The sequence below is a fragment of the Leisingera sp. F5 genome (assembly GCF_001593695.1).
Genome location: NZ_LUKH01000015.1, coordinates 29,367 through 55,385, shown reverse-complemented (window position 1 = coordinate 55,385; position 26,019 = coordinate 29,367). Strand labels below are relative to the sequence as shown.

Here is a 26,019-nt window from a genome sequence, read left to right as displayed (position 1 = left end):
GACCGGCCCTTGCCGTTTTCGCTGAAGCGAACGATCAGACGAAGAACTGCGCGCCGTTGGCGGAGATGGTCGAGCCGTTGATAAAGCCCGAGTCGTCGGAGGCCAGGAAGGCCACACAGCGGGCAATCTCTTCCGGTTCACCCAGACGGCCGGCCGGGATCTGGCCGATGATCGACTCGCGCACCTTTTCCGGCACCGCCATCACCATCTCGGTGGCGATGTAGCCGGGGCAGATGGCGTTGGCAGTGATGCCTGCGCGCGCACCTTCCTGGGCCAGCGATTTCACGATGCCCAGATCGCCGGCTTTGGTGGCGGCATAGTTCACCTGCGCGAACTGCCCCTTCTGGCCGTTGATCGAGGAGATCACGATAACGCGGCCGAACTTTCGCTCGCGCATGCCAGGCCAGAGCGGGTGAACGGTGTTGAACACGCCGGTCAGGTTGGTGTCGATCACCTCCTGCCACTGCTGCGGCGTCATCTTGTGGAACGGCGCGTCGCGGGTGATGCCGGCATTTGCGACCACGATGTCGATCGGGCCCAGATCCTCTTCGACCTTGGCGATGCCGGCGGCGCTGTCTTCGTAGCTGCCTACATTCCACTTATAGGTCTTGATGCCGGTTTCGTCGGTGAATTTTGCCGCGGCTTCGTCATTGCCGGCGTAAGTGGCGGCGACATTGCAGCCCTGCGCCTTCAGCGCTTGGGAAATTGCTGCGCCGATGCCGCGGGAACCGCCGGTGACGAGTGCAGTACGTGCCATTCAAGAATCCTCCAGTATTAGTCTCTTGGTAATCTTGCTACAGTTTTCATTTTGCGGGCGCAACAATATTGCGTGACGATCTTGCTGCGATGCCGCGAAAAAATTGTCGCACCCATAGTATATACTTGTTTTGTAAAAGAAAAAGGACGCCGCAGGGGCGCCCTTCACTTTTTGCGGTTTTGTGCCGGTTACGGACGTTCAACGCACAAGGCAACGCCCATGCCGCCGCCGATGCACAGGGTCGCCAGGCCTTTTTTGGCACCGCGGCGTTTCATTTCGAACAGCAGCGTGTTCAGCACCCGGCAGCCCGAGGCGCCGATCGGGTGGCCGATGGCAATTGCGCCGCCGTTCACGTTCACAATCGACGGGTCCCAGCCCATGTCTTTGTTCACGGCACAGGCTTGGGCAGCAAAGGCTTCGTTGGCTTCAACCAGGTCCAGGTCATTCACCGACCAGCCGGCCTTTTCCAGTGCCTTGCGCGAGGCATAGATCGGGCCGACGCCCATGATCGACGGATCCAGGCCTGCAGTGGCATAAGACGCGATGCGGGCCAGTGGCTCGATGCCGCGCTTTTCGGCTTCATCCGCGCTCATCAGCAGGGTGGCGGCGGCGCCGTCGTTCAAGCCTGAGGCATTGGCAGCCGTGACAGACCCGTCCTTGGTAAAGGCCGGGCGCAGTTTTTGCATCGCTTCCATGGTGGCGCCGTGACGGATGTATTCGTCCTGGTCAACCACGATGTCGCCCTTGCGGTGCTTGACAGTGAAGGCGGCGATTTCATCTGCGAACTTGCCGGCTTTCTGTGCCGCTTCCGCCTTGTTCTGCGAAGCAACAGCGAACTCGTCCTGCATCTCGCGGGAAATCTGCCACTGCTCGGCCACATTCTCGGCGGTCTGGCCCATGTGGTAGCCGTTGAAGGCGTCCCACAGACCATCGCGGATCATGGTGTCGATGTACTTCATGTCACCCATCTTCTGGCCCGCCCGCAGATGCGCAGCATGGGGGGAGAGGGTCATGTTTTCTTGGCCGCCGGCGGCCACAATAGAGGCGTCGCCCAGCATGATGTGCTGCGCACCCAGTGCAACCGCGCGCAGACCCGAGCCGCAAACCTGGTTGAGGCCCCAGGCGGCGCTCTCCTGCGGCAGGCCTGCATTGATATGGGCCTGACGGGCCGGGTTCTGGCCCTGGGCGGCGGTCAGGACCTGGCCGAGAATAGTTTCCGACACTTCGGATTTGTCCACACCGGCCCGCTCCACCACGGCCTCCAGAACGGCTGCGCCCAGATCGTGGGCAGGGGTGCTGGCGAACGAGCCGCCAAAGGAGCCGACGGCGGTGCGCGCGGCGGATGCGATTACAACATTGGTCATTGATTTGGGTCCTCTGCCATCAATTCAGGTCTTCCGGGGGACCTCTGCGTGCCAGATGCGAAATCGAGCGCGCAAGAATCTTTCCCGTATCCTTCGGGTGCCGACATAATCTATTGCTGCACGTGCAGCAATTGACAGGGTGTCTCAGGGGGGGCAGCAGAGTCAACCGTCAGAAACGCCTTGCAGCAGAGGATTCCCGTCAGGCGGCGGAGATCCTTCCGCAAAGCAGCGAAACGTCACCCAAATGGCATCACCATCCTGATTTTGAGAATGCAGAAATTGCAGGGCTGTCAGGACAGGGACAATCAGGCCTGGGGCAATCAAGCCAGAGGCAATGATGTGAATGCGATCGGGACAGCGCGCTAAGACGCTGCCAACCAAGGCTGCGGGTTCGCGGCGCCGCCGCCTGGCTGGGCAGACAGGCGTCCTGTCCCTGACTGCACCCTAATAGATCCGTGCCCTGCAAAGGGGGCGTCCTGTGATCCTTTTGGCCAGTCTGATTTCCGCGATCATCTGCGGCATCGGTTCCGCTGGCGCGCTCAACTTGCCTCCCGGCGCTGCTTCATGTCCTCAATCCAGGGCGGCGAGACGGAAGGGGCGCCAAACAGGTAGCCTTGCAGGCAATCAACGCCATTTTCGACCAGGAATTCCGCATCCTCCTGGCTTTCCACCGATTCCGCGACAGTGAACATGTCGAATTGCTTGGCGATGCCGACCAGCGCGCGTACAACGGACTGGTTGTCATGACTGGCGTGAATACCGCGCACGAATTGACCGTCGACCTTGACCGCGTCGAAGAAGAACTGGCGGAAATGTCCGATCGCGGTGGTGCTGGCGCCGAAATTGTCGAGCGCAAAGGCGATCCCGTGCTGCTGCATCCGCCCCATGAAGTCTGTGACCAGTTCCGGCGCCGCCATGGCTGAGGCTTCGCTGATTTCCAGAACCAGCCGTTCCCCCAGCGTCGCGTCGCGTTTCAGGAACCGGTCCAGCACTTTGGACCAGCGCTGATAGCCGATGGAGCGGGCCGACATGTTCACAGACAAGCGGATCTGCGGGTATTTATCCAGCGCCCGCAATCCATGCTGCAGGGCCAGGCAGTCCATCTCGCGGCCGATTTCCTTGTCCTCGACCACATGCATGAATTCGCGGGCGGGAATCACCCGGCCGGCCGGATCCAGCACCCGGATGTAACCCTCGTAGAACGCCACCCCATGCGGCGCCATAGCCTGCATTATGGGCTGATAGGCCAGCACGGTCTGATTGTGGCGCACCGCATCTGCAACCATGTCCAGCGTAGAGCGGTCGCGGCCGGTTACCGCCGCGTTCAGCGGGTTTTCAGAGCCTTCAGGTAAATCTGCATTGTCGAGGGGTATGTTCATGTGCTGCTGGGACCCTGTTCCGGCAAAGTTGTGACACAGTATGATGCTCCCGGCAGTTTCACGCAAAAGGGTTGAAGCGGAATTAAAGTTCGAATTTGAATGATGTGCTGGTTGAGGGTGATTGTGCCTTAGTTGCCGAAGCCGGGAGTGCCCGCGTCCTCGGGGTGGCGTGCGAGGTGGTCTGCCTTGATCCCGGCTGAGGTGCTGCGGCTGCCATCGTGGCTGTAGCCCGGCGGTGCAAGAGCATAAAGCAACCGCTGTTTCCAGGTCAGGCCGGGCTGGGCCATGTCCTTGAAAATGCCCGCCCATTCATGAAAGGCCACCCGCAGCGGATTGAAGCTGGCGATGTTGTGCACCAGGCCGAAATCGGGGCGGTCGTGATCCTGCTCGGGAACAAATGTGCCGAACATCCTGTCCCAGATGATGAACACACCGGCATAGTTGCAATCCAGATAGCGCGCATTGCGGCCGTGATGCGCGCGGTGGTGGCTGGGGGTGTTCATCACCGCCTCGAACCAGCGTGGCAGCCGGTTGATGGCCTCGGTGTGGATCCAGAACTGATAGATCAGGTTCAGCCCGCCGCAAAACAGCACCAGCGCCGGGTGGAACCCCAGCAGCACCATCGGCGCCTTCACCACCATCATAAAGGTAAAGGTGCCGGTCCAGGTCTGCCGCAGCGCGGTGGTCAGGTTGTAATGCTGGCTGGAATGGTGGTTCACATGGCTGGCCCAGACCCAGCGCACCCGGTGGCCCAAGCGGTGCACCCAGTAATAGCGCAGATCGTCCAGCACAAAACACACCAGCACGGCCCAGAGAGAAGTGCCCATGTCCAGCGGCGTGATCTGCCACAGCAGCATCAGGAACCCCCAGGCGACAAAGCCCAGCAGCAGCCCTTCGGCAACGCTGCCCGCCCCCATGATCAGCGAGGTGACGGTATCGCGCGTCTCATACCGCCCGCCGCGTTTCTTCAGGGCGATCCACAGCAGTTCGGCCAGAATGGCGGCGATGAAGAACGGCACCGCCAGCTGGGTCACGTCAGGGTAGGATATCTGTCCGCTCATACGGCCTCCGCTGCGGTTGCGATCTGCGCCAGCCATTCCCGGCGCTCATCTTCTGACAGGGAAAGGGAAAGGCCGGGGGCCGCGAAGTCGTTGAACTCAAAGCGCAGCCCGGTCCCGGTCCCGCGGACTTGAGCTGCGGTCAGGTGGCGGCCAACGGTGTCAGCGCCAAAGGCCCAAAGGAGCCCGGTGCCAGCCTTGGTTATTACCAGCGCGGCTTGCCCGCTGGAGGCAGGCGTCACCTGTGTGATGGTATCCGCGGGAAACTGGCGGAGCCAAGCGGCGCGGCTGTTTTCGACCGTCAACACGGCCTGCTGGGACCGTCCGGTCAGGTGCAGCAGCACCGCAATGGCGGATATCCCGCCCGCAACCAGGGCCAGCAGCAGTTCAAGCGGCATTGTCTCCTCCCGCAGGGCAGACTGGCGGGCGGGCAGGCACCTGTCAAAGGTGGCGTGGGGTCAAGCGGATCCTGTTCCGCCGGCAGGAAAGGGCGGGCAATCCGCGCACCGGCGCTTCTGGATTATACAGTGGCAGCCGCGCGCTGCGGCTTTGCCAGAACCTGCATCTGCACCACTTGTTCAACAAAAGGCACCAGCCCTTCGGAGCCGGAAGACCGGTCCTTCAGATGGATGCAAACATCCGGGCGCAGCGCCGCAATGATGCCGATGAGGTCGCCGCGGATCTGGTCGTCCAGGCCCGCGCCCATGATTACGCATTCGATACGCGGCTCGGTTTCCAGCTGGCGCACCACCTCGGGCTGGTCATGCGCGCCCAGCCAGTGGATCGGCAGATGGTCCAGCTCCTCTGCGACATTGCCGATCACATGCGGCAGCTTGCCAATCAGTAACACAACAGGTTTCATTTCACTCTCCACCCAATCGTCGGGCGTCTCAGCGGGACGTCCATCGCATTACAAGTAGTACGAAATCTGCAGGGATCACGCGGAGAGGCATTGCGGCACTGGAGCGAGGGCTGCAGGGCATTGGAAACAGCAGCAAGAGCTTTGTGGTGGACTTCCCATGCAGCCGGATATTTGGTGTCCGAAATTCAAATCAGAGGTGAAGGATGGATTGTTGAAAGTATCTTTTTCCGGTTCCACGCGGGCGCCAAAAGTTGCCTGCGCATTATCTCTTGCAGCCTCGGCTGCTTGCGCTCCATTGCCGGAACCCGCCCCGCTGGAGCCTGCACCGTTTGTAAATGCTGACAGGCCTGCACCTAGAGGAACGCCAACGCAGCATATGATCTTTCGGGCTTCAGAGATGACCGACGGCCCGCATAAGCCTGTTGCGGCAATGTGCACCATTAAGGGAGAGGGGTTCCGGGCCCGTTTTCAGACGCCTGCAACCTTGGCAATTCCCACTGACAGAGAAGGCCTCACCAGCTGCAAATTCGGCGAAGAAGTCGCTGAGTGGATCGGCTTTCCAACCAAAGAAGCAAGCTGGGCTTTAATTTTGTTTCGGGGCGCTGCAGAAGCTGAAGGGAAGAAAGATAAGAGAAAGACCCAAGTTGTTTTCGGAGACCAATCCGCAAACTTCGTGATATTTCCGGAGTCCAACTAGGTTCCCTCAATAGAGCAAAACCTCGTCAGGGCCACGTGAAGCGGAACTACAATCTCGAAGACAGGTATCTGGGCCTGCGCCCCCGCAAGTGCAGTGACGTGCCTGCCCCCCCACTGCACTTGCGGGGGCGCAGGCAATGGTTTCGTTAGCCCTGAGGCTCCGCACCGATCATCGCCTTGACGATCTCCTTGGCGCTTTCTGAATTCCACTCGGCGTCGCCCAAGAGCCGGGCCACCTCCTTGCCGTCACGGTCCAAGAGCACCGTGATCGGCAGGCCGATCACCGCCATTTCACGCGCTAGCGCCTGTTTTGGGTCCTGGTGGCGGGGCAGGTTGCTGATGCCGTTCTCATCAAAGAACTTCTGGATGCCGGCAGGCGAATTGCGCCCGGTGGCAATGGTCAGCACCTCGAAATCTTCGCCGCCGAACTCCTCCTGCAGCTCAGAAAGCTGCGGCATTTCCTTGCGGCAAGGGGCACACCATGTGGCCCAGAAGTTCAAGAGAACAACTTTGCCCTTATAGTCTTCCAGGCTGGCGGCGCCCGCGCCGTCGGCCAGCTCAAACGCGGTTGCGGACACATCCCGCGGCTCGGAATGCACCACCAGCCGTTTCAGCGAGCCGTCGCGCAGACCCTCCAACTGCGCCTGATCCGCCGCAACAGCGGCATTTGCACCCAAGGTCAGGGCCATATAAAGGGAAAGCTGACGAAACAGACGCATATTATCTCCGGGGTTCCACACCATGACAGATCAATCCTCGAACCAGATGTGGGGCGGCCGCTTTGCCGCAGGTCCCGACGCGATCATGGAGGCGATCAATGCCTCGATCGGGTTCGACAAGCGGATGGCAGCACAAGACATCGCAGGCTCAAGAGCCCATGCGGCAATGTTGGCCGCAGCAGGCGTTATTACGGATAATGATGCTGAGGCCATTCGGGAAGGGCTGCTCACCGTTTTGTCAGAGATCGAGGGCGGAACATTCCAGTTTTCCACCGCACTGGAAGACATCCACATGAATGTGGAGGCGCGCCTGAAAGAGATTATCGGCGAGCCGGCAGGCCGTCTGCATACGGGCCGCAGCCGTAATGACCAGGTGGCGACCGATTTTAAACTCTGGGTGCGGGATCAGCTGGATGCGGCTGAATCGGGTCTCTTGGCGCTGATCCGCGCGCTTCTGTCACAGGCTGAGGCGGGGGCGGATTGGGTGATGCCGGGCTTTACCCACCTGCAGACCGCGCAACCAGTGACCTGGGGCCATCACATGATGGCCTATGTGGAGATGTTCGGCCGTGATCTGTCCCGGGTCCGCGATGCGCGGGCGCGGATGAACGAATCGCCGCTGGGCGCGGCGGCGCTAGCGGGCACCTCCTTCCCGATCGACCGCGAAATGACGGCAAGCGCGCTGGGCTTTGACCGCCCGGCGGCAAACTCGCTGGATGCGGTCAGCGATAGAGACTTCGCGCTGGAATTCCTGTCCGTGGCGTCGATCAGCGCCGTGCACCTGTCCCGTTTTGCCGAAGAGCTGGTGATTTGGTCTTCCGCCCAGTTCCGCTTTGTGACCCTCAGCGACCGCTTCTCCACCGGCTCGTCGATCATGCCGCAGAAGAAGAACCCGGATGCGGCAGAGCTGATCCGCGCCAAGGTGGGCCGGATCTTTGGCGCCAACACTGCGCTGATGATGGTGATGAAGGGTCTGCCGCTGGCCTATTCCAAGGACATGCAGGAAGACAAGGAACAGGTCTTTGACGCCGCCGACAACTGGATGCTGGCGCTGGCGGCGATGGAAGGCATGGTCAAGGACATGACAGGCAACCGCGAGAGCCTGGCCGCCGCGGCCGGTTCCGGCTTCTCCACCGCCACCGACCTGGCCGACTGGATGGTGCGGGTGCTGAAGGTGCCGTTCCGCGATGCGCATCATGTGACCGGCACGCTTGTGGCCATGGCCGAAAGCCGCGGCTGCGATCTGCCGGACCTCACGCTTGCAGACATGCAGGGCGTTCATGCGGAGATCACCGAGGATATCTTCACTGTGCTTGGCGTTGAGAATTCGGTAAACTCGCGCATGTCTTATGGCGGCACCGCGCCCGCGCAAGTGCGCGCGCAGGTCGCCCGCTGGACGGAGATCCTGGCGGGCTGAGACCGCAGGGGCTGGGCAGCAGCAAGGAGGCTGAACATGCGTAATTTGGTTTTTGCTTTGTTCGGGCTGGCGGTTCTCACCGCCTGCGGCGTGGACGGCGAGCCGGTGCAGCCGACGCTGAACGCCGGTGTCGGCGTCGGTGACAGCGGCGTCCATGTGGGCGGCGCTGTCGGGCTGCACAAGGGACCGGTCAGCGTCTTTCTGGGGTTCTAGAACCCTGCGCCCTTGACGCGCCACTGTTGAAACACCACCTCGGAACCGCCTCCGCAGATTGCCGGGGCGGTTTTTCTTTGAGGATATCGCAATGAAAGCTGCCGTTGTTTTTCTGGCTCTCTTTGGCCTTGCGGCCTGCGAAACCGGCGCGCCGGCGGCCAATCCGCCGCAAAAACACGAACCTGCCGAAACCGGTGTTTCGGTGTCTGGCTATGGCCGGGTCGGGGTGTCCCATACTTTTTAGAAATGCAGTATCTGCCGTCCGGGCTTGCGCCCCGTCCGGTTGCTGTCTGCTGCTGTCGGTTCCGTTATCTGATGCGCTGAACTTCAGCGGTTAGGAGTGGCGGCGGCGCCAAGAGGCGGGACGGGAGGTTCCTCCCGCACGCTGTACGTTGTCTCTGCGTGCCCTAGCCAAAGGGCCTTGTTCCATAATGCCGGGGATGTCAGGCCCGGCGGTGATCGCGATCAAGCAGGATCATGGCAGAGCGGGTTTATATGCGGTGAGGCAAGCGCGCGCCGGATGCGCAACACCTTGGCGTTGCATCCCGGTGGTGCGGTTGTGCAGTGAGTATTTTGAAAAAGATGAAGAGGCGGGCCTGCGCTTCATCTTTTTCAAAATACTCAAATCCTCCGCCGGCTTGTCCTGTGACGCTGGCCGGGTCACGGCGCGACTGGCAGGGAAGTGCTTCTGGTACCTCAGCTTTGCGGCTCTTGACCGGCCAATGGCGCAAGACGGCCCCGCCGCGCGCCAGCGCGGCGCCACGCCCAATCGGAAGCGGCGCATCTTTGATGCGTCTGCGGCGGGCGGGAGGGCTGCTTTGTTTCTGGCAATGGGCATGGGGGGAATCATTTGATCCATCTGCCCCTTTTGCCCTAAACGCGCAGGCATGGATCATTTTCTCTACCGCGACGGCGCGCTTTTCGCCGAAAACATTCCCATCTCCGAGATCGCCGCGGCGGTGGGCACCCCGTTCTATGTCTATTCCACTGCCACTCTGCTGCGCCATTTCAAGCTGTTCGACGAAGCGCTTGAGGGCACTGAGCATCTTGTCTGTTTTGCGATGAAGGCGGCCTCCAACCAGGCCATTCTCAAGACATTGGCACTGGCCGGGGCTGGCATGGATGTGGTCAGCCAGGGCGAATACCTGCGGGCCAAGGCAGCGGGCGTGCCGGGGGACCGGATCGTGTTTTCCGGGGTCGGCAAGACGGCAGAGGAAATCCGCACCGCGCTCACCGGCGGCATCCGCCAGTTCAATGTGGAATCCGAGCCGGAAATGGCAGTGATCAGCGCCGTGGCGCAGGAGCTGGGCTCTGTGGCCCCCATCACCATCCGGGTCAATCCGGATGTGGACGCCAAGACCCACGCCAAGATCGCCACCGGCAAATCCGAGAACAAATTCGGTATCCCGATTGCCCGCGCGCGTGAGGTCTATGCCCGCGCCGCGGCCCTGCCGGGGCTGGACGTGGTGGGGATCGACGTCCATATCGGCTCGCAGTTGACCGACCTGGAACCGTTCCGGCTGGCCTACCAAAAGGTGGCGGAGCTGACCGAGGCCCTGCGCGGCGAAGGCCACGATATCCGCCGTCTGGATCTTGGAGGCGGTCTGGGCATTCCTTACGAGCGTTCCAACACCGCGCCGCCCTTGCCGGTGGAATACGGCAAGATGGTCAAGGAGACGCTGGGTCATCTGGGCTGCGAAATCGAGATTGAGCCGGGGCGGCTGATTGCCGGCAATGCAGGCCAGCTGGTCTCCAAGGTGATCTATGTGAAATCGGGCGAGGGCCGTGATTTCCTCATCCTGGATGCGGCGATGAATGATTTGATCCGCCCGGCGATGTATGAGGCGCATCACGATATCGTGCCAGTGCAGGAGCCTGCGCCAGGTGTTGAGAGCCAGCCCTATGACATCGTCGGCCCGGTCTGCGAAACCGGCGACACCTTTGCCAAGCAGCGCGATCTGGCGCCGCTGGCGGCGGGGGATCTGGTCTCCTTCCGCAGCGCCGGTGCCTATGGCGCGGTTATGGCCAGCGAGTATAACTCGCGGCCTTTGATCCCCGAAGTGCTTGTGCATGGGGATCAATTTGCGGTTATTCGCCGGCGGCCGGACTATGAAGAGATGATAAACCGAGATACCATTCCGGAGTGGCTCTGACGCGATCCGGCGCGGGCCATCAGATCGTGAGGCCCGTATGTCCTTGTTCCGCCGAGATGACCGGCAGGCCGATCCGGTCCTGAAGCGCCTGCGCTGGCCTGTGCTGCTGACGCAGGCCGGACTCGTGGCCGAACGCGCGATGCGGGCCTTCTGGCCGCTGGCCTCGGTGCTGATGACGGCGCTGGCGGCGCTGATGCTGGGCCTGCATCTGCTGGTGCCGGAAACTGCGGTTTGGGCCGGTGCAATCGTTATCGTTTTGACTGCCGCAGCTGCCGCAGGCTGGGGTGCCTGGGGGTTCCGCTGGCCCTCTCAGGACGAGGCTTTGGCGCGTCTGGACGAAACCCTGCCGGGGCGGCCGGTTTCAGCGATGCTGGACACACAGGCCGTCGGGGCAGAGGACGCCGCCTCGATCGCCCTTTGGAACGCGCATCAGCGCCGGATGGCTGAGGCCGCGGCACAGGCGCGGGCGCCTGCACCGGATCTGAACGTTGCCGCAGCGGATCCTTACGCGCTGCGATACGCAGCGGGACTGTTTCTGGTGGTGGCGCTGCTGTTCGGGTCGATCTGGCAAGCAGTTTCGATCAAGGAGCTGGGAGCGGATGGCACAGCCGCCCTCAACGGTCCGGCCTGGGAAGGCTGGGCTGAGCCGCCCGCCTATACCCGCCTGCCGGTTCTGTATCTGAACGATCAGGCCGGGGGCATCTTGAAACTGCCGGAAGGCAGCCGCGTCACCCTGCGGTTCTACGGCGAGGCGGGGGCGCTCAACCTGTCGCAGAGCGTCACAGGACAAAGCGCAGAACAGCCGCCGGACTTGGACGGTGCGATCGAATTCGACGTTACCCGCAGCGGTTCCGTCTCAATCGATGGCTCCGGCGGACGCAGCTGGCAGGTGAAGGTGATCCCGGACCATGCACCCAAAGTGGCGGTTGCCGGCCAGCCGGAGCTGGAGAACGACGGCTATACGACGCTGGCCTTTGCGGCCCGCGATGACTATGGCGTCGCCGCGGGTCAGGTCCGGATTGCACTGGACCTGGCTGCAGTAGAGCGCCGTCACGGGCTGGCCGCAGACCCCGACCCGCGTGAGGCGCTGGTGCTGGACCTGCCGCTGCCGCTGTCCGGTTCGCGCAAGGAGTTCACCGAGAAACTGATTGAGGATTTTGCCCGGCACCCTTGGGCCAATCTGCCGGTGGTGTTCACGTTCTCGGCGGTGGATGAGGCCGGGCAGTCTGCGGCGGCTGCCGGCTTTGGCGCCGAACTTGTCACCCGCCGTTTCTTTGACCCGCTGGCGGCTGCTGTGATCGAACAGCGCCGGGATTTGTTGTGGGCGCGCACCAATGCGCCGCGGGTGGCGCAGATCCTGCGCACCCTGTCGCACCGCCCCGAAGGCCTGTTCCGCGACTATGGCGATTACCTGCGGCTGCGCACCATCCTGCGGCGATTGGAAAGCTATACTGTGCAGGGCAGCCTTGCGGAGCCGCAGCAAGCGGAAATCACTGCGGCGCTTTGGGATCTTGCGATCCAACTGGAAGAGGGCGACGTGGGCGACGCGCTGGAGCGGATGCAGCGGGCGCAGGAGCGGCTGAGCCAGGCCATGCGCGACGGCGCCAGCGATCAGGAAATCGCCCAATTGATGCAGGAACTGCGCGAGGCGACCCAGGACTATATGCGCCAACTGAGCCGGCAGACGGAGGCGAATGGCGAGGTGATGGAGCCGGGCGAGATGCCCGAGGATATGATGACCCTCAGCCAGGATGACCTGCAGGCGATGATGGACCGTATTCAAGAGCTGATGGAGCAAGGCCGTATGGCCGAAGCTGAGCAGGCGCTGCGCGAGTTTCAGGAAATGATGGAAAATATGCAGATGACCCGATCCCAGCAGGGGCAAGGCAGCAACGAGGGCCGGGAGGCGATGGAGGGGTTGGGGGAAACCCTGCGGGAACAGCAAGGGCTGTCGGATCAGGCATTCCGTGACCTGCAGGAACAGTTCAATCCCGGCGCCCGCAGCGGAGAGAGCCAGGGCAACGAAGGCCGCGACGGCGGCCTGGGCCGCGGCCAGAGCCATCAGGGCGGCGACAGCGGCCAGGACGGGCAGGGCAGTGATGGTGCCAACAGCCGCAATCCCGAAGGTTCCGGCCCTGATGGCCGCGAGCAGCCGGGCGCGGGCGGTTCGCTTGCAGATCGCCAGCAGGCCCTGCGCCGGCAATTGCAGCGCCAGCAGGAAGGGTTGCCCTATCTGGACGGCGAGGCCGGCGATGCCGCCCGCGAAGCGCTGGACCGGGCCGGCCGGGCGATGGAGGGCGCAGAAGATGCGCTGCGCGGCGGTGATATGGCCGAAGCAATTGATCAGCAGTCAGAGGCCATGGAAGCGCTGCGCGAAGGCATGCGCAACCTGGGCGAAGCGCTGGCGCAGCGCGAAGACGGCCAGCGCAATGGCCAGGGGCAGCCTTCGGCCACGGCGCAGGGCGAGCGTCTGGACCCGCTGGGCCGCAGCAACGGATCGGTAGATGATGGCGGCAAAGTGGGAGACGGCAATGCCTACCGCCGCGCCTGGAATCTGCTGGAGGACATCCGCCGCCGGGCAGGCGAACGTGAACGCAGCGAGCGGGAGCGCAATTACCTGCAACGGCTGCTGGACAGGTTCTGAAACCCGGCCGCCTGCGGCAACCGGATGTCTGAAACTTCAGGGCAATGGATGCAGCCGGGGTGGCGTTACTGGGCGCTGGTCAGAGATCTGACCTGGCCATCCAGCCAAAACCGCGCCTGATCCACCCAACCGACATAGCTGCTGAGCGCCGGATCCGCCTGCGGCAGTTTTTCCGAGATCAGCGGCGCGTTGTCATAAACCATGACCAGCACCAGCGCCGCAATCACCGACAGTGAAAACCCGCGGGCAAAGCTGCTTTTGCGCTGCACCGGCGGCTCTTCCGAGGCGGCCCGCGGTGCAGGAGCTGCACTGCCTGCAGAGCGCAAAGTCGAATTGATTTCCTCGATATCCGGCAGCAATTCCTTGCGCGAACCGGTTTCAGCAGCGGCCAGCTGGCGCGGGTCCTCGCCGCGGATACGGGCCATCCTGTCGCGGGCCTGGCGGCTGCGGCGGGCGGCCTCGTCCTCGGGTGTCGCGGCGTCCTCCAGCCCCAGATCAGGTTGTGTTTCCAGGCTGTGTCCCTCTGCCGCCCGCAATGAGGCTTCGCGCTCGGCTTCTTCGCGCAGGATATCGGACAAGGCAGGATCCAGGGCACGGGTCCGCTGCGGCGCTGCTGCCGGCTCCTCGTCAGCGTCCCCGGTTTCGTCAGCGCCTGGCTGGCTGTCCGGATCTTCGTCCTCGCTGCTCTCCTGCGGTCCGGCTGCGGGTTCCGGCAGGTCTTGTGGCGCCGGGGCAGGGACCGGGAGGGCGTCCGGAGTTTCGGCAGGGACGTCCTCCGGCAGGTCCGGCTCAGGGATGTCTTCTGCCGCTGGCGAAGGTGCCGCTTCGATTTCGGGCACGCCGGGCGTGTCGTCTTCGGCTGCACGTGCTGCAACAGCCCCCGCAGCTGCCTGAAACCAGGTCTGGCCGCAATTGGAACACTGCACATCCCGGCCTTCGTCTGGGATCACATCCTCGGGAACTTCGTACTGGGCTGCACAATTCGGGCAGGTCAGGCGCATCATGCTCTCCTCGGCACCATCCCGCCGGCCAGCAGGCGGCAGGTTGTTTTTCAAGGGATTATATGCGGCCCGGCGGTCCGGTGAAAGAGTCAATTGCCGTAGCTGCCCCAGCCCGGTGGCGGCGGGGGTTTCCCGGCAACAGAGCCCCATTGAAACTGCCGTCCCCATGAGGCAAAACAGCCGGGCGCCAACAGCCAAAAAAGGCGCGTTCAGGGGGCGGCAGTGATCGAGCTGGAGAATGTGGGCTATAATTACGGCGGCGGCGAGTTGCTGGATGCGGTGTCAGTGCAACTGGCGCCAGGCTCTTTTCATTTCCTGACCGGCCCGTCCGGCGCCGGCAAGACAACGCTTTTGAAGCTCTGCTATGGCGCGCTGATGCCGACCTCAGGCCGGGTGCGGGCCTTTAATATGGATGTGAAGGGTCTGGACCGTGACCAGATGGCCCACCTGCGCCGCCGCGTTGGGGTTGTGCACCAGGATTGCCGGTTCCTGGACCATTTGCCGGTGATCGAGAACATCGCCCTGCCGCTGCTGGTCTCCGGGCGGGAGCTGACGCATGAGGAACCCAACCTGCGCGAGCTGCTGAATTGGGTCGGCCTGTCCGAGCGCGCCCATGCACTGCCGCCGGAATTGTCGGGCGGCGAACGGCAGCGGGCGGCGCTGGCCCGCTCGGTCATCCTGTCGCCGGATGTGATTATCGCGGATGAGCCGACGGGCAACGTGGACTGGGAAATGTCGCAACGGCTGCTGCAGCTGCTGCTGGAGCTGAACCGGATGGGCAAGACCATTCTGGTGGCGACCCATGATCTGTCGCTGATCCGGGCCGCCAAGAACCAGGTGCAGGCTCGGGTGCTGCGCATCTCCAACCGGCAATTGCAGCTTGCGGGGGCGGACCTATGACCGAGGGCAAACTGCGCAAACTGATCCTGGGCGATACCCAGGCCAACCGGGTGGTGCCGCCCAGCGGTTTTACCGCCCATCTGACATTGTTTGTCTCCGGCGCGATGGCCTTTCTTGCGGTTTTTGCGCTGGCGCTGTCGATGGCCTCCGGGCGACTGGCAGACCAATGGGCTTCGGAACTGGCGCGGGCGGCAACCCTGCGCATCAACGCCCCGGCAGAGCAGCGCGCGGCACAGACCGAGGCGGCACTGGAAATCCTGCGCCAGACACCGGGTGTGGCGACCGCCCGCGCGCTGTCGGGCGAGGAACAGGCAGCCCTGCTGGCGCCGTGGTTCGGTTCCAGCCTGCCGGTCGGCAGCCTGCCGCTGCCGCAGCTGATCGAAGTTACAGGCGACGATCCCGGCTATGACGCCGCAGGGTTGCGGTTACGGCTGCAGGCCGAAGTGCCGGGTGCAGTTCTGGATGACCACACCCGCTGGCGCGCGCCGCTGGTTGACGCGGCCCAGGCGCTGCGCAGGCTGGCCTGGGTGTCCATCCTGCTGATCGGCGGCGCCACCGCGGCGATGATCACCCTGGCCGCCAACGCTGCCCTTGCCGCCAACGCGCAGGTGATCGAGGTGCTGCGGCTGGTCGGGGCGCTGGACAGCTACATCGCCCAGGCCTTTATCCGCCGCTTTACACTGCGCGCCTTGAGCGGCGCTGCAGCGGGAGTGACCCTTGGCATGATAGGCGTCTGGCTGATGCCGGAAGCCACGGATGAGGGCGGCTTCCTGACCGGTCTCGGCTTTCAGGGCTGGGGCTGGCTGGTGCCGCTGGTGATCCCGGTACTGGGCGCGCTGGTGGCCTTTGCCGCCACCACCCGTGCCGCCACCAAACGTTTGGGAGCACTGTCGTGAAAAACCCGGTTCAATGGCTGCGTTCAGCTGCCTTTCTGCTGCAGATGTATCTGGCAATGCTGGTGCTTGGATTGCTGTTTGCCCCCTGGGCAGCGGTCTCTCCCAAAGGCGCGCGCACGGCCTGTAAGTTATATGCGCGCTGGGTCCTGTGGACCGCGCGCTGGATGGTTGGCATTAAGACCGAAGCCCGTGGCCAGGTGCCCTCTGATGAGGTGATTGTCGCCGCCAAGCATCAAAGTTTCCTGGACATCCTGATCATTTTCAACGCGGTGCCCTCGGCCCGTTTCATCATGAAACGGGAACTGATGTGGACCCCGGTGATCGGGGTTTATGCCAAACGACTGGGCTGCGTGCCGGTCAACCGCGGCCGGCGCGGCGCGGCCATTGCCAAGATGGTCAAGGATGTCGCCGCGCAAAGCCGCGAGCCGGGCCAGCTGATCATCTATTCCCAAGGCACCCGCGTGGCCCCCGGCGCCCGCAAGCCCTACAAGATCGGCACCGCGGTGCTGTACGAGGGCCTCAGCCAGCCCTGTGTCCCGGCCGCCACCAATGCCGGCGTGTTCTGGCCGCGCACCGGAATCTACCGCAAGCCGGGCCTTGCGGTGGTGGAGTTCCTAGAACCGATGCAGCCGGGGATCAGCCGCGACGACTTTATGGCGCAGCTGGAGATGCGGGTAGAAAGCCGGTCGGATGATCTGATGCGGGAAGCCGGGTTTGACCCGGGCGAGGCTGAACAACGGGCCTGACCCGCCGAAGCGGCCGCGCTCTCCGGCGCCAAGAAAATTCGAATTTTCTTGGCAAAATTCTTTGAAGAATTTTTGCCCGGTGGGTGCCGGGCCGGCTGCTTCAGCGGAGAACTTCGCCTATCAAGACCTGCGGCTGGACGTCCGTGAAATTCGGAATGTCGTCCAGAGCCGGTCCTGCTGCCTGCATCGCGGTGTCCATGGCCGCCTGATCGGCAAAGGTCATCGTGGCGATGGCAAAAAACGGCGCGGGGACATCCGGCCCGCCCGCCAGCCCCTTGGTCACCACAATGGACTGCAGATGCGGCCCGATGTGCTGATCCACGACCTTCATGTGGGTGTCTGCGTAATAGGCATAGTCGAATTTTTTGCCGTCACTGACGGGGTAGATGACTTGCAATGAAACGGCCATGGCGGTGCCTCCTGCGGGGTGGAATCGAGGCGCAGTAAAGAGCGGACTGCCAGCCGTGCCAAACGCAAAAAGGGCAGCTGCGGCGAGCTGCCCCTTGTTACGTTCGGTGAATTGCCAGGCTCAGCTGTGGATCGGCCCGTCGCCGCAGGCCAGTGCGGCCTCGCGCACCGCCTCGGAATAGGTCGGATGCGCATGGCAGGTCAGCGCCACGTCTTCGGCGGAGGCGCCGAATTCCATCGCCACGCACAGTTCGTGGATCATGTCGCCCGCAGCCGGGCCGATGATGGCGGCACCCAGGATGCGGTCGGTTTCCTTATCAGCGATGATTTTGACAAAACCACCCTCTGCCTGGCCGACCGCCTTGGCCCGCGCATTGCCCATGAACATGAACTTGCCGACTTTGATTTTGTGCCCTGCGGTCTTCAGCGCGTCCTCGGTCGCACCGACGGTGGCGACCTCCGGCGTGGTGTAGACGACGCCCGGAACAACACCATAGTTCACATGGCCATGCTTGCCGGCAATCACACTGGCCACCGCCATGCCCTCATCCTCGGCCTTATGGGCCAGCATCGGGCCTTCTATCACATCGCCGATGGCATAGACGCCGGGGATGTTGGTGCGCCAGCGGCTGTCAGTGGCGATCTGGCCGCGCTCGGTCATCTTGATGCCCAGCGTGTCCAGCCCCAGCCCTTCGGCATAAGGTTTGCGCCCGGTTGCAACCAGCACCACGTCTGCGTCCAGTGTCACCTCGCCGCCGCCCTTCTTGGGCTGGTATTTGACCTTGGCCTTGGTCTTGGTGGTCTCCACCCCCTGCACCGCGGCACCCAGAATGATGTTGAGACCCTGCTTTTCCAGGATCCGCTTGAAACTGCGCTGCACGTCCTTGTCCATGCCGGGGCAGACCGCGTCCATGTATTCGACTACGGTCACCTCGGAGCCGAGGCGGGCGTAGACCGAGCCCAGTTCCAACCCGATCACGCCGGCGCCGATCACCGTCAGTTTCTTCGGGATCTTCGGCAGCTCCAGCGCGCCGGTGGAGGAGACCACGATCTTCTCGTCGATCTCGACACCCGGAATGGAGGCGGGCACCGAGCCGGAGGCGATCACGATGTTCTTGGCCTCATGCACATCGTCGCCGACCTGCACCTTGCCCGCCGCGGGGATCGAGGCCCAGCCCTTGATCCAGTCGATCTTGTTCTTCTTGAACAGGAATTCAATGCCGCCGGTGTTCTGGCCGATCACCTCATCCTTGTAGGCCTTCATCTGGTCCCAGTCGACCGACGGTGATTTACCCTTGAGGCCCATGTGGGCAAAGTTGTGCTCTGCCTCATGCAGCAAATGGGTTGAATGCAGCAATGCCTTGGAGGGGATGCAGCCCACATTGAGGCAGGTGCCGCCAAGGGTCTCGCGCCCCTCGACAACAGCTGTCTTCAGTCCCAGCTGGGCGCAGCGGATGGCGCAGACATAGCCGCCGGGGCCGGCGCCGATTACGATGACGTCATATTGGGACATGGGTCGGTTTTCCTCTGTTCTCCCCGGTTCCGTTTGGCGGAACACGCGCTAGGGGATAGTGGTCTCAGGTTCAAACGGGGGTCAACATCTTGATCGAGATATTGGTGACCCCGTCGCGTTCCAGGTGCATGGCGAGCTCTTCGGAAGTGAAGAAGGCACGCGCCTTCTCCAGATCGGTGATGGCGAACAGCGCCACGGCGTGGTTGTTGCGGTCCGGATCGCTCCAGACGTTCAGATCGGTGATGCCCGCGGCCTGCCGGTTGCGCTTGTCCTGCCGGAACACGGTGAGCCAGGCGTCGAAATCGGCCACGTCGGCCTGCCAGAGTACATGGGTTGCCATTGGTGTTACTCCTTTGTCTGTTCTGCAGGCAGGATGCACCGGAAAGGCTGTGGAGCGCTTTGATTCCACTCAATTAAAGCGCGGCGGGTGGCAAAGTTTTCCGAATTGGGGCGCTGCCCCCGGCCCTGACGGGCCTCCCCCGGAGTATTTTCGCAAAGGTGAATATTCATGCGAGGAGCACCCCCGCGAGCATCGCGGCAAGGCCGCTGGTGGCAATCAGCCAGACGCCCGTGCGCAGGTAGGGCACGCCGCTGAGGTAGGCGGGGAGGTAGAGGGCGCGGCCCCCTAAGTAGGTGTAAAGGCCGCCGGCGATCAGCGCGCTGTGCAGGCTGGCCAGTTCCGCCACCAGCGCCAGGCAGATGAAGACCGGGGCGGTTTCCAGGAAATTTGTGAAGGCGCGGCGCGCCCGGCCCGCCAGGGCGCTGCGGCTGACAGCGGTGTCGCGCGGGCCTGCAGTCCAGGCGTTGCCAACGGAGAGCTTTAGCAGGAAGCTGTCGCAGCTCACGTGGATCAGACCGAGGATTGAGAGGCAAACAAGGCCCCAGAGCGGGAGGGTCATGGTTGCGCTGCCTTTGAACGGCCCTTGAACACCGGAAGGGAAACACTGGAGGTTCTGCTACCGGGCATCAACTTCATCGCCTCTGCCCTGTGTGCTGTTTGATCCAAACGGCAAAAGGATAAACCCAGCCCGCAAATGCGATCGCTAGGAAAGCTTTATGGCTGGGTTTCTTGAAGCCTTCGAAACCGGAAGCCAGCCATATGGGCAGCACTATGGCCGTAACCAGCAACCAGGCTCGGAACCAGAACGCAGCCGGTTGCAGCTTCTTGAATGAGACAAGTCGGCGCTTCAAAGCGAAGAGCTTTGGAAATTCCTGTTCCGGATTTGGTTCAGGCTGATAGCTCATTTAAATCTCTGGCACGAAATTATTTATGGTCTCTTTGACCCCAGGCCGGTTTCCGGCCTGGGGCGATGTTGCCGGGTTTACAGATCCATCAGCAGGCGCCGCGGATCCTCGAGGGCTTCCTTGACGCGGACCAAGAAGGTCACGGCGCCTTTGCCGTCGACGATGCGGTGGTCATAGGACAGCGCCAGATACATCATCGGGCGGATTTCCACCTTGCCATTGATCGCCATCGGGCGGTCCTGGATCTTGTGCATGCCGAGGATGCCGGACTGCGGCGGGTTCAGGATCGGCGAGGACATCAGAGAGCCGTAAACGCCGCCATTGGAGATGGTGAAGGTGCCGCCCTGCATCTCGGCCATCGACAGTTTGCCGTCGCGGGCGCGGGCGCCTTTTTCGGCAATCGCCTTCTCGATCGCTGCAAAGGACATCGCATCGGCGTCGCGGATCACCGGCACAACCAGGCCCGTCGGAGTGCCTGCGGCAACGCCCATGTGCACGAAGTTCTTATAGACGATGTCGGTGCCGTCGATCTCGGCATTGACTTCCGGCACTTCCTTCAGCGCGTGGCAGCAGGCCTTGGTGAAGAAGGACATGAAGCCCAGTTTCACACCGTGCTTCTTCTGGAACAGGTCTTTGTACTCGTTGCGCAGGGCCATCACCTCGGTCATGTCGACCTCGTTGTAAGTGGTGAGCATGGCGGCGGTGTTCTGGCTGTCCTTCAGGCGCTTGGCGATGGTCTGGCGCAGGCGGGTCATCTTCACCCGTTCCTCGCGCGCCGCGTCATCGGCCGTTACAGGCCCGCGCAACTGGGCCGGTGCCGGTGCGGCTGGAGCGGCAGGCGGTGCGGCCTTGGCCGCAGCCACAGCTGCGGCAACGTCTTCCTTCATGATGCGTCCGTCACGGCCACTGCCGGTGACTTGCGATGCATTGAGGCCTGCCTCGGCCATTGCCTTTTCAGCGGAGGGGGCGTTTGCCACGTCCTTGGCTGTTTCTGCCGCGGTTTCTGCCGGAGCCTTTTCACTTGCTGGAGCTGCAGCCGCGCCGGATGCAGAGCCGGAGATCACGCCGAGCTTGGCCGAAGCGGCGACGGTTTCGCCTTCGCCTGCGGTGATTTCCGCCAGCACGCCGGCAGCGGGGGAGGGCACCTCAACCGAGACCTTGTCGGTTTCCAGCTCGCACAGCATTTCGTCCTGGGCGACGCTGTCGCCGACCTTCTTGAACCAGGTGGAGACGGTGGCCTCGGAAACCGACTCACCCAGGGCGGGCACGGTGATGTCGGTGCTGGCAGCCTCGTCCGGCGTCTCTGCGGTTGCCGGGGCATTGGCCTTGGGCTTGATGGTCTCGGGGCCGGCGCTGCCGGACTCGGCGATATTGGCGAGCAGCGCGTCAACGCCGACGGTGTCGCCTTCGGCGGCGACGATATCGGCCAGCTGGCCCGATGCGGGCGAGGGCACCTCGACCGTCACCTTGTCGGTTTCCAGCTCGCAGAGCATTTCATCGGCATTGACGGCGTCGCCGGGTTTCTTGAACCAGGTGGCCACGGTGGCCTCGGTCACGGATTCGCCCAGGGTGGGTACGCGGACTTCGGTTGTCATGTCTCTTTATCCTCAGATGCTCAGCGCTTCGTTGACGAGGGCTGCTTGTTGGGCTTTGTGCTGGCTGGCCAGGCCGGTTGCAGGAGAGGCCGAGGTGGCGCGGCCGGCATAGACGGGCCGGGTATGCTTGGCCTTGATACGGGTCAGCACCCATTCGATGTTGGGCTCGATGAAGCTCCAGGCGCCCTGGTTTTTGGGCTCTTCCTGGCACCAGACCATTTCCGCCTGCTTGAAGCGTTCCAGCTCCTTCACCATCGAGATCGCCGGGAACGGATAGAACTGTTCGACCCGCATCAGGTAGACGTCATCAATGCCGCGGGCGTCGCGCTCTTCCAGCAGGTCGTAATAGACCTTGCCCGAGCACATGACGACGCGCTTGATCTTGTCGTCCGGTACCAGCTGCGTGTCCGAATTGCCGTGCTGGGCGTCATCCCACAGCACCCGGTGGAAGCTAGAGCCGGTGGTGAATTCCTCTGCCTTGGAGACCGCCAGCTTGTGGCGCAGCAGCGATTTCGGGGTCATCATGATCAGCGGCTTGCGGAAGGTGCGGTGCAGCTGGCGGCGCAGGATGTGGAAATAGTTCGCAGGCGTGGTGCAGTTGGCCACGATCCAGTTATCCTGGCCGCACATCTGCAGGAAGCGTTCAAGCCGGGCTGAGGAGTGCTCCGGGCCCTGGCCCTCGAACCCGTGCGGCAGCAGGCACACAAGGCCGGACATCCGCAGCCATTTCGACTCGCCTGAGGAGATGAACTGGTCGAACATGATCTGGGCGCCATTGGCGAAATCGCCGAACTGGGCTTCCCACAGGGTCAGCGCGTTGGGTTCAGCCAGCGAGTAGCCGTACTCAAACCCCAGCACCGCATATTCCGACAGCGCCGAGTCGATCACGTCGTAATGCGACTGACCCGCGCGGATGTTGTTGAGCGGATAGTAGCGCTCCTCGGTCTCCTGATTGACGATGCCGGAATGGCGCTGCGAGAAGGTGCCGCGGGTGGCATCCTGGCCTGCGAGGCGCACTGGATAACCTTCCAGCAGGAGCGAGCCAAAGGCCATCGCCTCGCCCGTTGCCCAGTCAAAGCCCTGGCCGGTTTCAAACATCTTGCCGCGGGCATCCAGGAAGCGTCCAACGGTGCGGTGCATCGGGAAACCATCGGGCACCCGGCTGAGCGAGGCGCCGATTTCGGACAGGGTTTCCGGAGCGATCGCAGTGCGGCCGCGCTGGTAGTCGGCGTCTTTCTTGTCCAGATGCGACCAGCGCCCGTCCAGCCAGTCGGCCTTGTTGGGTTTGTAATTTTTGCCGGTCTCGAATTCTTCGTTGAGATGCGCCTGGAAGGCAGCCTTCATGTCCTCGATCTCGCCCTCGGGGATCAGACCATCCTTGACCAGCCGGTCGGTGTAGAGCGTCAGCGTGGTCTTGTGGCCCTTGATCTTCTTGTACATCAACGGGTTGGTGAACATCGGCTCGTCGCCTTCGTTGTGACCGAAGCGGCGGTAGCAGAAGATGTCGAGCACCACGTCCTTGTGGAACTTCTGGCGAAACTCGGTGGCGACGCGGGCAGCATGCACCACGGCCTCGGGGTCGTCGCCATTGACGTGGAAAATCGGCGCCTCGACCACCAGCGCGTTGTCGGTGGGGTAGGGCGAGGAGCGCGAGAAATGCGGTGCCGTGGTGAAACCGATCTGGTTGTTCACCACGATATGCATGGTGCCGCCGGCCTTGTGGCCGCGCAGGCCCGACAGCGCAAAGCACTCCGCCACCACGCCCTGTCCGGCAAAGGCCGCGTCGCCGTGCAGCAGGATCGGCAGCACCTGGCTGCGGTCGGTGTCACCCAGTTGGTCCTGTTTGGCGCGGACCTTGCCCAGAACCACCGGGTTCACCGCCTCAAGATGCGAGGGGTTGGCGGTTAGCGAAAGATGCACGTTGTTGCCATCGAACGAACGGTCGGACGAGGCGCCAAGGTGGTATTTCACGTCGCCGGAGCCATCCACGTCCTCGGGCTTGAAACTGCCGCCCTGGAACTCGTTGAAGATCGCCCGGTAGGGTTTTTGCATCACATTGGCCAGCACCGACAGCCGGCCGCGGTGCGGCATGCCGATCACGATGTCGCGCACCCCCAGCGCGCCGCCGCGCTTGATGATCTGCTCCATCGCTGGAATGAGGCTCTCGCCGCCATCCAGGCCGAACCGCTTGGTGCCGGTGTATTTGACGTGCAGGAATTTCTCGAAGCCTTCGGCCTCGACCATCTTGTTGAGGATCGCCTTGCGGCCCTCGCGGGTGAAACGGATTTCCTTGTCGTAGCCCTCGATCCGCTCCTTCAGCCAGGCGGATTGCTCGGGGTTGGAAATATGCATGTACTGCAGCGCAAAGGTGCCGCAATAGGTGCGCTTCACGATGTCGACGATCTGGCGCATGGTCGCGACCTGCAGACCCAGCACGTTGTCGATGAAAATCGGCCGGTCCATGTCACCGTCGGTGAAGCCATAGGATTTCGGGTCCAGTTCCGGGTGGGCAGAGGCGGCACGCATGCCCAGCGGATCCAGGTCCGCTGCCAGATGGCCGCGGATCCGGTAGGCGCGGATCAGCATCAGCGCCCGGATCGAGTCCAGCACGGCGCGCTGGACCTGATCGTCGGTGACCTCGACGCCCTTGGCGGAGGCCTTGTCCCTGATCTTCTTGCCCGCGCCCTTGGTCTCGGCCGGGGCAGGCCATTCGCCGGTCAGCGCGCCGGTGAGATCGTCATCCAGCGCCGGCGGCCAGTCGTTGCGCGCCCAGGACGGGCCCTTGGCCTCCGCCTTCACGTCCAGTTCGGCATCGCCCATCTGGCGGAAGAACTCGGCCCAGGCAGCATCCACCGCGTTCGGGTCATTGGCGTATTGGGCATAAAGCTGCTCCAGATACTCCGCATTGTGCCCCTGCATGAAAGAGGAGGCGCGGAAGAGGTCGTTTGGGCTTTGTTCGGTCATTGGGGTGCCTCTTGCAGGTTGGGACCGTATTTGTTGGGACCGGGTTGGGAGGGCAGTATTAACTGCCCTACGAGTGGGCCGATCCAAAGGAACGACACCAGAAGAACAATAGGAAAGATCAGCCAGTAGAGAGCAACCAAGAGGTAGGCAATCAGGATAGGAATACCCCCCAGGAGTGTGTCAAAGCTAAGCCCCCAAAACATCATTGAAACAAAGAAATACGCGATTGGCGTAAACGGGAGTAAAACGCTATGTCCAGGCTCGCCTGTGTCTTGCAGCCGCCGTGTGGCCGAGGCGAGCAACGGAACAAAGACTGCGAAGGTTAGCATCAGCACGCCAATAGAAGGGTAGTCCACGTTAAGGAATCTCTTCGAAAACGGGTAGGCGGAAACAGGCAACAGAAGGCCAAAAGGTGCGAAAAGCCAAAAGTTCGAACGGGTTGTGCGCCCGCGGAAATTCAGTCTGCCGACAAGCTCCTGGAATATGGTTCTTGGGATGCTCATGGGCTTAGGGGAAACCGCATCGGAGAAAGGGGGAATGCCTGCCCCTAGAAAGGGCAGGCCCGGCGAGCCGTAGATTACTCCGGCTTGCGTCCATATTACTTGCCGATCGCTTTCAGAACCGCTTCGCCGAGGCCCGCCGGGCTTTCGGCAACCACGATTCCTGCGGATTTCATCGCTTCGATCTTGTCTTCGGCGCCGCCTTTGCCGCCGGCGACAATTGCGCCCGCGTGGCCCATGCGGCGGCCTGGAGGGGCGGTGCGGCCGGCAATGAAGCCTGCAACCGGCTTCTTGCGGCCTTTCTTGGCTTCATCGGCCAGGAACTGGGCGGCTTCTTCCTCGGCGGAGCCGCCGATTTCACCGATCATGATGATGCTCTCGGTCTCGTCGTCGGCCAGGAACCATTCCAGCACGTCGATATGCTCGGTGCCCTTGATCGGGTCGCCGCCGATGCCGACGCAGGTGGATTGGCCGAGGCCCACATCGGTGGTCTGCTTCACGGCCTCATAGGTCAGGGTGCCGGAGCGGGACACGACGCCGACCGAGCCGCGGCGGTGGATATGGCCGGGCATGATGCCGATCTTGCAGGCATCGGGCGTGATCACGCCAGGGCAATTCGGGCCGATCAGGATCGAGGAGGAGTTCTCCAGCGCCCGCTTCACCCGCATCATGTCGAGCACCGGGATGCCTTCGGTGATCGCGACGATCACTTCCATCTCGGCGTCGATCGCCTCGAGGATCGAGTCGGCGGCAAACGGCGGCGGTACGTAGATCACTGAGGCATTGGCTTCGGTCACATGCTTGGCTTCATGCACGGAGTTGAAGACCGGCAGGCCCAGATGCTCCATGCCGCCTTTTCCAGGGGTGACGCCGCCGACCATCTTGGTGCCATAGGCGATGGCCTGTTCGGAGTGGAAAGTGCCCTGCGAGCCGGTGAAGCCCTGACAGATAACTTTGGTGTTTTCGTCGATGAGGACTGCCATGATGTC

At 62.8% G+C, this 26,019-nt stretch carries 27 protein-coding genes; 10 read left to right on the top strand and 17 right to left on the bottom strand.

Annotated features, from left to right (window positions below; all coding sequences use genetic code 11):
- Positions 1–34 precede the first annotated feature (34 nt).
- The 6 genes from phbB to A2I95_RS12435 form a co-directional block, all read right to left on the bottom strand.
- Complete coding sequence (gene phbB, locus A2I95_RS12460) at positions 35–757, bottom strand: acetoacetyl-CoA reductase (RefSeq protein ID WP_291730077.1); 723 nt, start codon at positions 755–757, stop codon at positions 35–37.
- Between the two features lie 188 nt (positions 758–945).
- The gene (locus A2I95_RS12455) at positions 946–2,121 is read right to left on the bottom strand and encodes an acetyl-CoA C-acetyltransferase (RefSeq protein WP_291730076.1); all 1,176 of its coding nucleotides are present in this window, start codon (positions 2,119–2,121) and stop codon (positions 946–948) included.
- A gap of 539 nt (positions 2,122–2,660) precedes the next feature.
- Entirely contained in the window at positions 2,661–3,500 is an 840-nt protein-coding gene (locus A2I95_RS12450; RefSeq protein WP_291730075.1) for an EAL domain-containing protein, read from the bottom strand.
- A 128-nt stretch (positions 3,501–3,628) separates the two neighbouring features.
- Entirely contained in the window at positions 3,629–4,561 is a 933-nt protein-coding gene (locus A2I95_RS12445) for a sterol desaturase family protein (RefSeq protein WP_291730074.1), read from the bottom strand.
- Entirely contained in the window at positions 4,558–4,956 is a 399-nt protein-coding gene (locus tag A2I95_RS12440) for a hypothetical protein (RefSeq protein WP_291730073.1), read from the bottom strand. The genes A2I95_RS12445 and A2I95_RS12440 overlap by 4 nt, the downstream gene beginning before the upstream one ends.
- Positions 4,957–5,078: 122 nt before the next feature.
- On the bottom strand, positions 5,079–5,420 hold the full coding sequence (locus tag A2I95_RS12435; protein WP_291730072.1) for a hypothetical protein: 342 nt from the start codon (positions 5,418–5,420) through the stop codon (positions 5,079–5,081).
- Between the two features lie 157 nt (positions 5,421–5,577).
- Here A2I95_RS12435 and A2I95_RS12430 point away from each other — a divergent pair, with 157 nt between their 5' ends.
- Positions 5,578–6,117: a hypothetical protein gene (locus A2I95_RS12430; RefSeq protein WP_291730071.1), complete on the top strand. Its 540-nt coding sequence runs from the start codon at positions 5,578–5,580 to the stop codon at positions 6,115–6,117.
- A gap of 145 nt (positions 6,118–6,262) precedes the next feature.
- Here A2I95_RS12430 and A2I95_RS12425 read toward each other — a convergent pair whose 3' ends face one another.
- Complete coding sequence (locus A2I95_RS12425) at positions 6,263–6,835, bottom strand: TlpA disulfide reductase family protein (RefSeq protein WP_291730070.1); 573 nt, start codon at positions 6,833–6,835, stop codon at positions 6,263–6,265.
- Between the two features lie 22 nt (positions 6,836–6,857).
- Between A2I95_RS12425 and argH the strand changes: the two genes are divergently transcribed.
- The 6 genes from argH (at position 6,858) to A2I95_RS12395 (ending at position 13,262) form a co-directional block, all read left to right on the top strand.
- A complete protein-coding gene (gene argH / locus A2I95_RS12420; protein WP_291730069.1) occupies positions 6,858–8,252 on the top strand; it encodes an argininosuccinate lyase in 1,395 nt (464 codons plus the stop codon).
- Between the two features lie 36 nt (positions 8,253–8,288).
- A complete protein-coding gene (locus A2I95_RS12415) occupies positions 8,289–8,465 on the top strand; it encodes a hypothetical protein (RefSeq protein ID WP_291730068.1) in 177 nt (58 codons plus the stop codon).
- Between the two features lie 91 nt (positions 8,466–8,556).
- Complete coding sequence (locus A2I95_RS12410; RefSeq protein ID WP_291730067.1) at positions 8,557–8,709, top strand: hypothetical protein; 153 nt, start codon at positions 8,557–8,559, stop codon at positions 8,707–8,709.
- A gap of 211 nt (positions 8,710–8,920) precedes the next feature.
- On the top strand, positions 8,921–9,319 hold the full coding sequence (locus tag A2I95_RS12405) for a hypothetical protein (RefSeq protein ID WP_291730066.1): 399 nt from the start codon (positions 8,921–8,923) through the stop codon (positions 9,317–9,319).
- 33 nt (positions 9,320–9,352) lie between these two features.
- The gene (gene lysA, locus A2I95_RS12400; RefSeq protein ID WP_291730065.1) at positions 9,353–10,618 is read left to right on the top strand and encodes a diaminopimelate decarboxylase; all 1,266 of its coding nucleotides are present in this window, start codon (positions 9,353–9,355) and stop codon (positions 10,616–10,618) included.
- A 37-nt stretch (positions 10,619–10,655) separates the two neighbouring features.
- Positions 10,656–13,262: a TIGR02302 family protein gene (locus A2I95_RS12395; protein ID WP_291730064.1), complete on the top strand. Its 2,607-nt coding sequence runs from the start codon at positions 10,656–10,658 to the stop codon at positions 13,260–13,262.
- Between the two features lie 65 nt (positions 13,263–13,327).
- On the opposite strand, the gene A2I95_RS12390 is transcribed toward A2I95_RS12395, so the two are convergent.
- Positions 13,328–14,266, bottom strand: a complete 939-nt coding sequence (locus A2I95_RS12390; protein WP_367151436.1) for a zinc-ribbon domain-containing protein — start codon at positions 14,264–14,266, stop codon at positions 13,328–13,330.
- A 219-nt stretch (positions 14,267–14,485) separates the two neighbouring features.
- On the opposite strand from A2I95_RS12390, the gene A2I95_RS12385 reads away from it, so the two are divergent.
- From A2I95_RS12385 to A2I95_RS12375, 3 genes are read left to right on the top strand one after another with little or no spacing between them, the layout of a single operon-like run.
- Positions 14,486–15,163 (top strand): cell division ATP-binding protein FtsE, encoded by a 678-nt coding sequence (locus A2I95_RS12385; RefSeq protein WP_291730063.1) that lies wholly within the window; start codon positions 14,486–14,488, stop codon positions 15,161–15,163.
- The gene (locus A2I95_RS12380) at positions 15,160–16,059 is read left to right on the top strand and encodes a cell division protein FtsX (protein ID WP_291730062.1); all 900 of its coding nucleotides are present in this window, start codon (positions 15,160–15,162) and stop codon (positions 16,057–16,059) included. Before A2I95_RS12385 ends, A2I95_RS12380 begins: the two co-directional genes overlap by 4 nt.
- The gene (locus A2I95_RS12375) at positions 16,056–16,805 is read left to right on the top strand and encodes a 1-acyl-sn-glycerol-3-phosphate acyltransferase (RefSeq protein WP_291730061.1); all 750 of its coding nucleotides are present in this window, start codon (positions 16,056–16,058) and stop codon (positions 16,803–16,805) included. The genes A2I95_RS12380 and A2I95_RS12375 overlap by 4 nt, the downstream gene beginning before the upstream one ends.
- 100 nt (positions 16,806–16,905) lie before the next feature.
- Here A2I95_RS12375 and A2I95_RS12370 read toward each other — a convergent pair whose 3' ends face one another.
- The 9 genes from A2I95_RS12370 to sucD form a co-directional block, all read right to left on the bottom strand.
- Entirely contained in the window at positions 16,906–17,214 is a 309-nt protein-coding gene (locus A2I95_RS12370; RefSeq protein WP_291730060.1) for an EthD family reductase, read from the bottom strand.
- Between the two features lie 120 nt (positions 17,215–17,334).
- A complete protein-coding gene (gene lpdA / locus A2I95_RS12365) occupies positions 17,335–18,726 on the bottom strand; it encodes a dihydrolipoyl dehydrogenase (RefSeq protein ID WP_291730059.1) in 1,392 nt (463 codons plus the stop codon).
- Positions 18,727–18,796: 70 nt separating this feature from the next.
- On the bottom strand, positions 18,797–19,066 hold the full coding sequence (locus A2I95_RS12360) for a hypothetical protein (protein ID WP_291730058.1): 270 nt from the start codon (positions 19,064–19,066) through the stop codon (positions 18,797–18,799).
- Positions 19,067–19,232: 166 nt separating this feature from the next.
- Positions 19,233–19,625, bottom strand: a complete 393-nt coding sequence (locus A2I95_RS12355) for an MAPEG family protein (protein WP_291730057.1) — start codon at positions 19,623–19,625, stop codon at positions 19,233–19,235.
- Between the two features lie 73 nt (positions 19,626–19,698).
- Positions 19,699–19,971, bottom strand: coding sequence for a hypothetical protein (locus tag A2I95_RS12350; protein WP_291730056.1), 273 nt, complete (start codon positions 19,969–19,971; stop codon positions 19,699–19,701).
- A gap of 77 nt (positions 19,972–20,048) precedes the next feature.
- On the bottom strand, positions 20,049–21,566 hold the full coding sequence (gene odhB, locus A2I95_RS12345; RefSeq protein WP_291730055.1) for a 2-oxoglutarate dehydrogenase complex dihydrolipoyllysine-residue succinyltransferase: 1,518 nt from the start codon (positions 21,564–21,566) through the stop codon (positions 20,049–20,051).
- 12 nt (positions 21,567–21,578) lie between these two features.
- On the bottom strand, positions 21,579–24,530 hold the full coding sequence (locus tag A2I95_RS12340) for a 2-oxoglutarate dehydrogenase E1 component (protein ID WP_291730054.1): 2,952 nt from the start codon (positions 24,528–24,530) through the stop codon (positions 21,579–21,581).
- Complete coding sequence (locus tag A2I95_RS12335; protein ID WP_291730053.1) at positions 24,527–25,033, bottom strand: DUF805 domain-containing protein; 507 nt, start codon at positions 25,031–25,033, stop codon at positions 24,527–24,529. The genes A2I95_RS12340 and A2I95_RS12335 overlap by 4 nt, the downstream gene beginning before the upstream one ends.
- 95 nt (positions 25,034–25,128) lie before the next feature.
- On the bottom strand, positions 25,129–26,013 hold the full coding sequence (gene sucD / locus A2I95_RS12330) for a succinate--CoA ligase subunit alpha (protein ID WP_291730052.1): 885 nt from the start codon (positions 26,011–26,013) through the stop codon (positions 25,129–25,131).
- Positions 26,014–26,019 lie beyond the last annotated feature (6 nt).

Excerpts from the sequence above, each read along its gene's own strand:
- phbB (WP_291730077.1), bottom strand. The coding sequence starts at position 757 with ATGGCACGTACTGCACTCGTCACCGGCGGTTCCCGCGGCATCGGCGCA.
- A2I95_RS12455 (WP_291730076.1), bottom strand. The coding sequence starts at position 2,121 with ATGACCAATGTTGTAATCGCATCCGCCGCGCGCACCGCCGTCGGCTCC.
- A2I95_RS12450 (WP_291730075.1), bottom strand. The coding sequence starts at position 3,500 with ATGAACATACCCCTCGACAATGCAGATTTACCTGAAGGCTCTGAAAAC.
- A2I95_RS12445 (WP_291730074.1), bottom strand. The coding sequence starts at position 4,561 with ATGAGCGGACAGATATCCTACCCTGACGTGACCCAGCTGGCGGTGCCG.
- A2I95_RS12440 (WP_291730073.1), bottom strand. The coding sequence starts at position 4,956 with ATGCCGCTTGAACTGCTGCTGGCCCTGGTTGCGGGCGGGATATCCGCC.
- A2I95_RS12435 (WP_291730072.1), bottom strand. The coding sequence starts at position 5,420 with ATGAAACCTGTTGTGTTACTGATTGGCAAGCTGCCGCATGTGATCGGC.
- A2I95_RS12430 (WP_291730071.1), top strand. The coding sequence starts at position 5,578 with ATGCAGCCGGATATTTGGTGTCCGAAATTCAAATCAGAGGTGAAGGAT.
- A2I95_RS12425 (WP_291730070.1), bottom strand. The coding sequence starts at position 6,835 with ATGCGTCTGTTTCGTCAGCTTTCCCTTTATATGGCCCTGACCTTGGGT.
- argH (WP_291730069.1), top strand. The coding sequence starts at position 6,858 with ATGACAGATCAATCCTCGAACCAGATGTGGGGCGGCCGCTTTGCCGCA.
- A2I95_RS12415 (WP_291730068.1), top strand. The coding sequence starts at position 8,289 with ATGCGTAATTTGGTTTTTGCTTTGTTCGGGCTGGCGGTTCTCACCGCC.
- A2I95_RS12410 (WP_291730067.1), top strand. The coding sequence starts at position 8,557 with ATGAAAGCTGCCGTTGTTTTTCTGGCTCTCTTTGGCCTTGCGGCCTGC.
- lysA (WP_291730065.1), top strand. The coding sequence starts at position 9,353 with ATGGATCATTTTCTCTACCGCGACGGCGCGCTTTTCGCCGAAAACATT.
- A2I95_RS12395 (WP_291730064.1), top strand. The coding sequence starts at position 10,656 with ATGTCCTTGTTCCGCCGAGATGACCGGCAGGCCGATCCGGTCCTGAAG.
- A2I95_RS12390 (WP_367151436.1), bottom strand. The coding sequence starts at position 14,266 with ATGATGCGCCTGACCTGCCCGAATTGTGCAGCCCAGTACGAAGTTCCC.
- A2I95_RS12380 (WP_291730062.1), top strand. The coding sequence starts at position 15,160 with ATGACCGAGGGCAAACTGCGCAAACTGATCCTGGGCGATACCCAGGCC.
- A2I95_RS12370 (WP_291730060.1), bottom strand. The coding sequence starts at position 17,214 with ATGGCCGTTTCATTGCAAGTCATCTACCCCGTCAGTGACGGCAAAAAA.
- lpdA (WP_291730059.1), bottom strand. The coding sequence starts at position 18,726 with ATGTCCCAATATGACGTCATCGTAATCGGCGCCGGCCCCGGCGGCTAT.
- A2I95_RS12360 (WP_291730058.1), bottom strand. The coding sequence starts at position 19,066 with ATGGCAACCCATGTACTCTGGCAGGCCGACGTGGCCGATTTCGACGCC.
- A2I95_RS12355 (WP_291730057.1), bottom strand. The coding sequence starts at position 19,625 with ATGACCCTCCCGCTCTGGGGCCTTGTTTGCCTCTCAATCCTCGGTCTG.
- A2I95_RS12350 (WP_291730056.1), bottom strand. The coding sequence starts at position 19,971 with ATGAGCTATCAGCCTGAACCAAATCCGGAACAGGAATTTCCAAAGCTC.
- odhB (WP_291730055.1), bottom strand. The coding sequence starts at position 21,566 with ATGACAACCGAAGTCCGCGTACCCACCCTGGGCGAATCCGTGACCGAG.
- A2I95_RS12340 (WP_291730054.1), bottom strand. The coding sequence starts at position 24,530 with ATGACCGAACAAAGCCCAAACGACCTCTTCCGCGCCTCCTCTTTCATG.
- A2I95_RS12335 (WP_291730053.1), bottom strand. The coding sequence starts at position 25,033 with ATGAGCATCCCAAGAACCATATTCCAGGAGCTTGTCGGCAGACTGAAT.
- sucD (WP_291730052.1), bottom strand. The coding sequence starts at position 26,013 with ATGGCAGTCCTCATCGACGAAAACACCAAAGTTATCTGTCAGGGCTTC.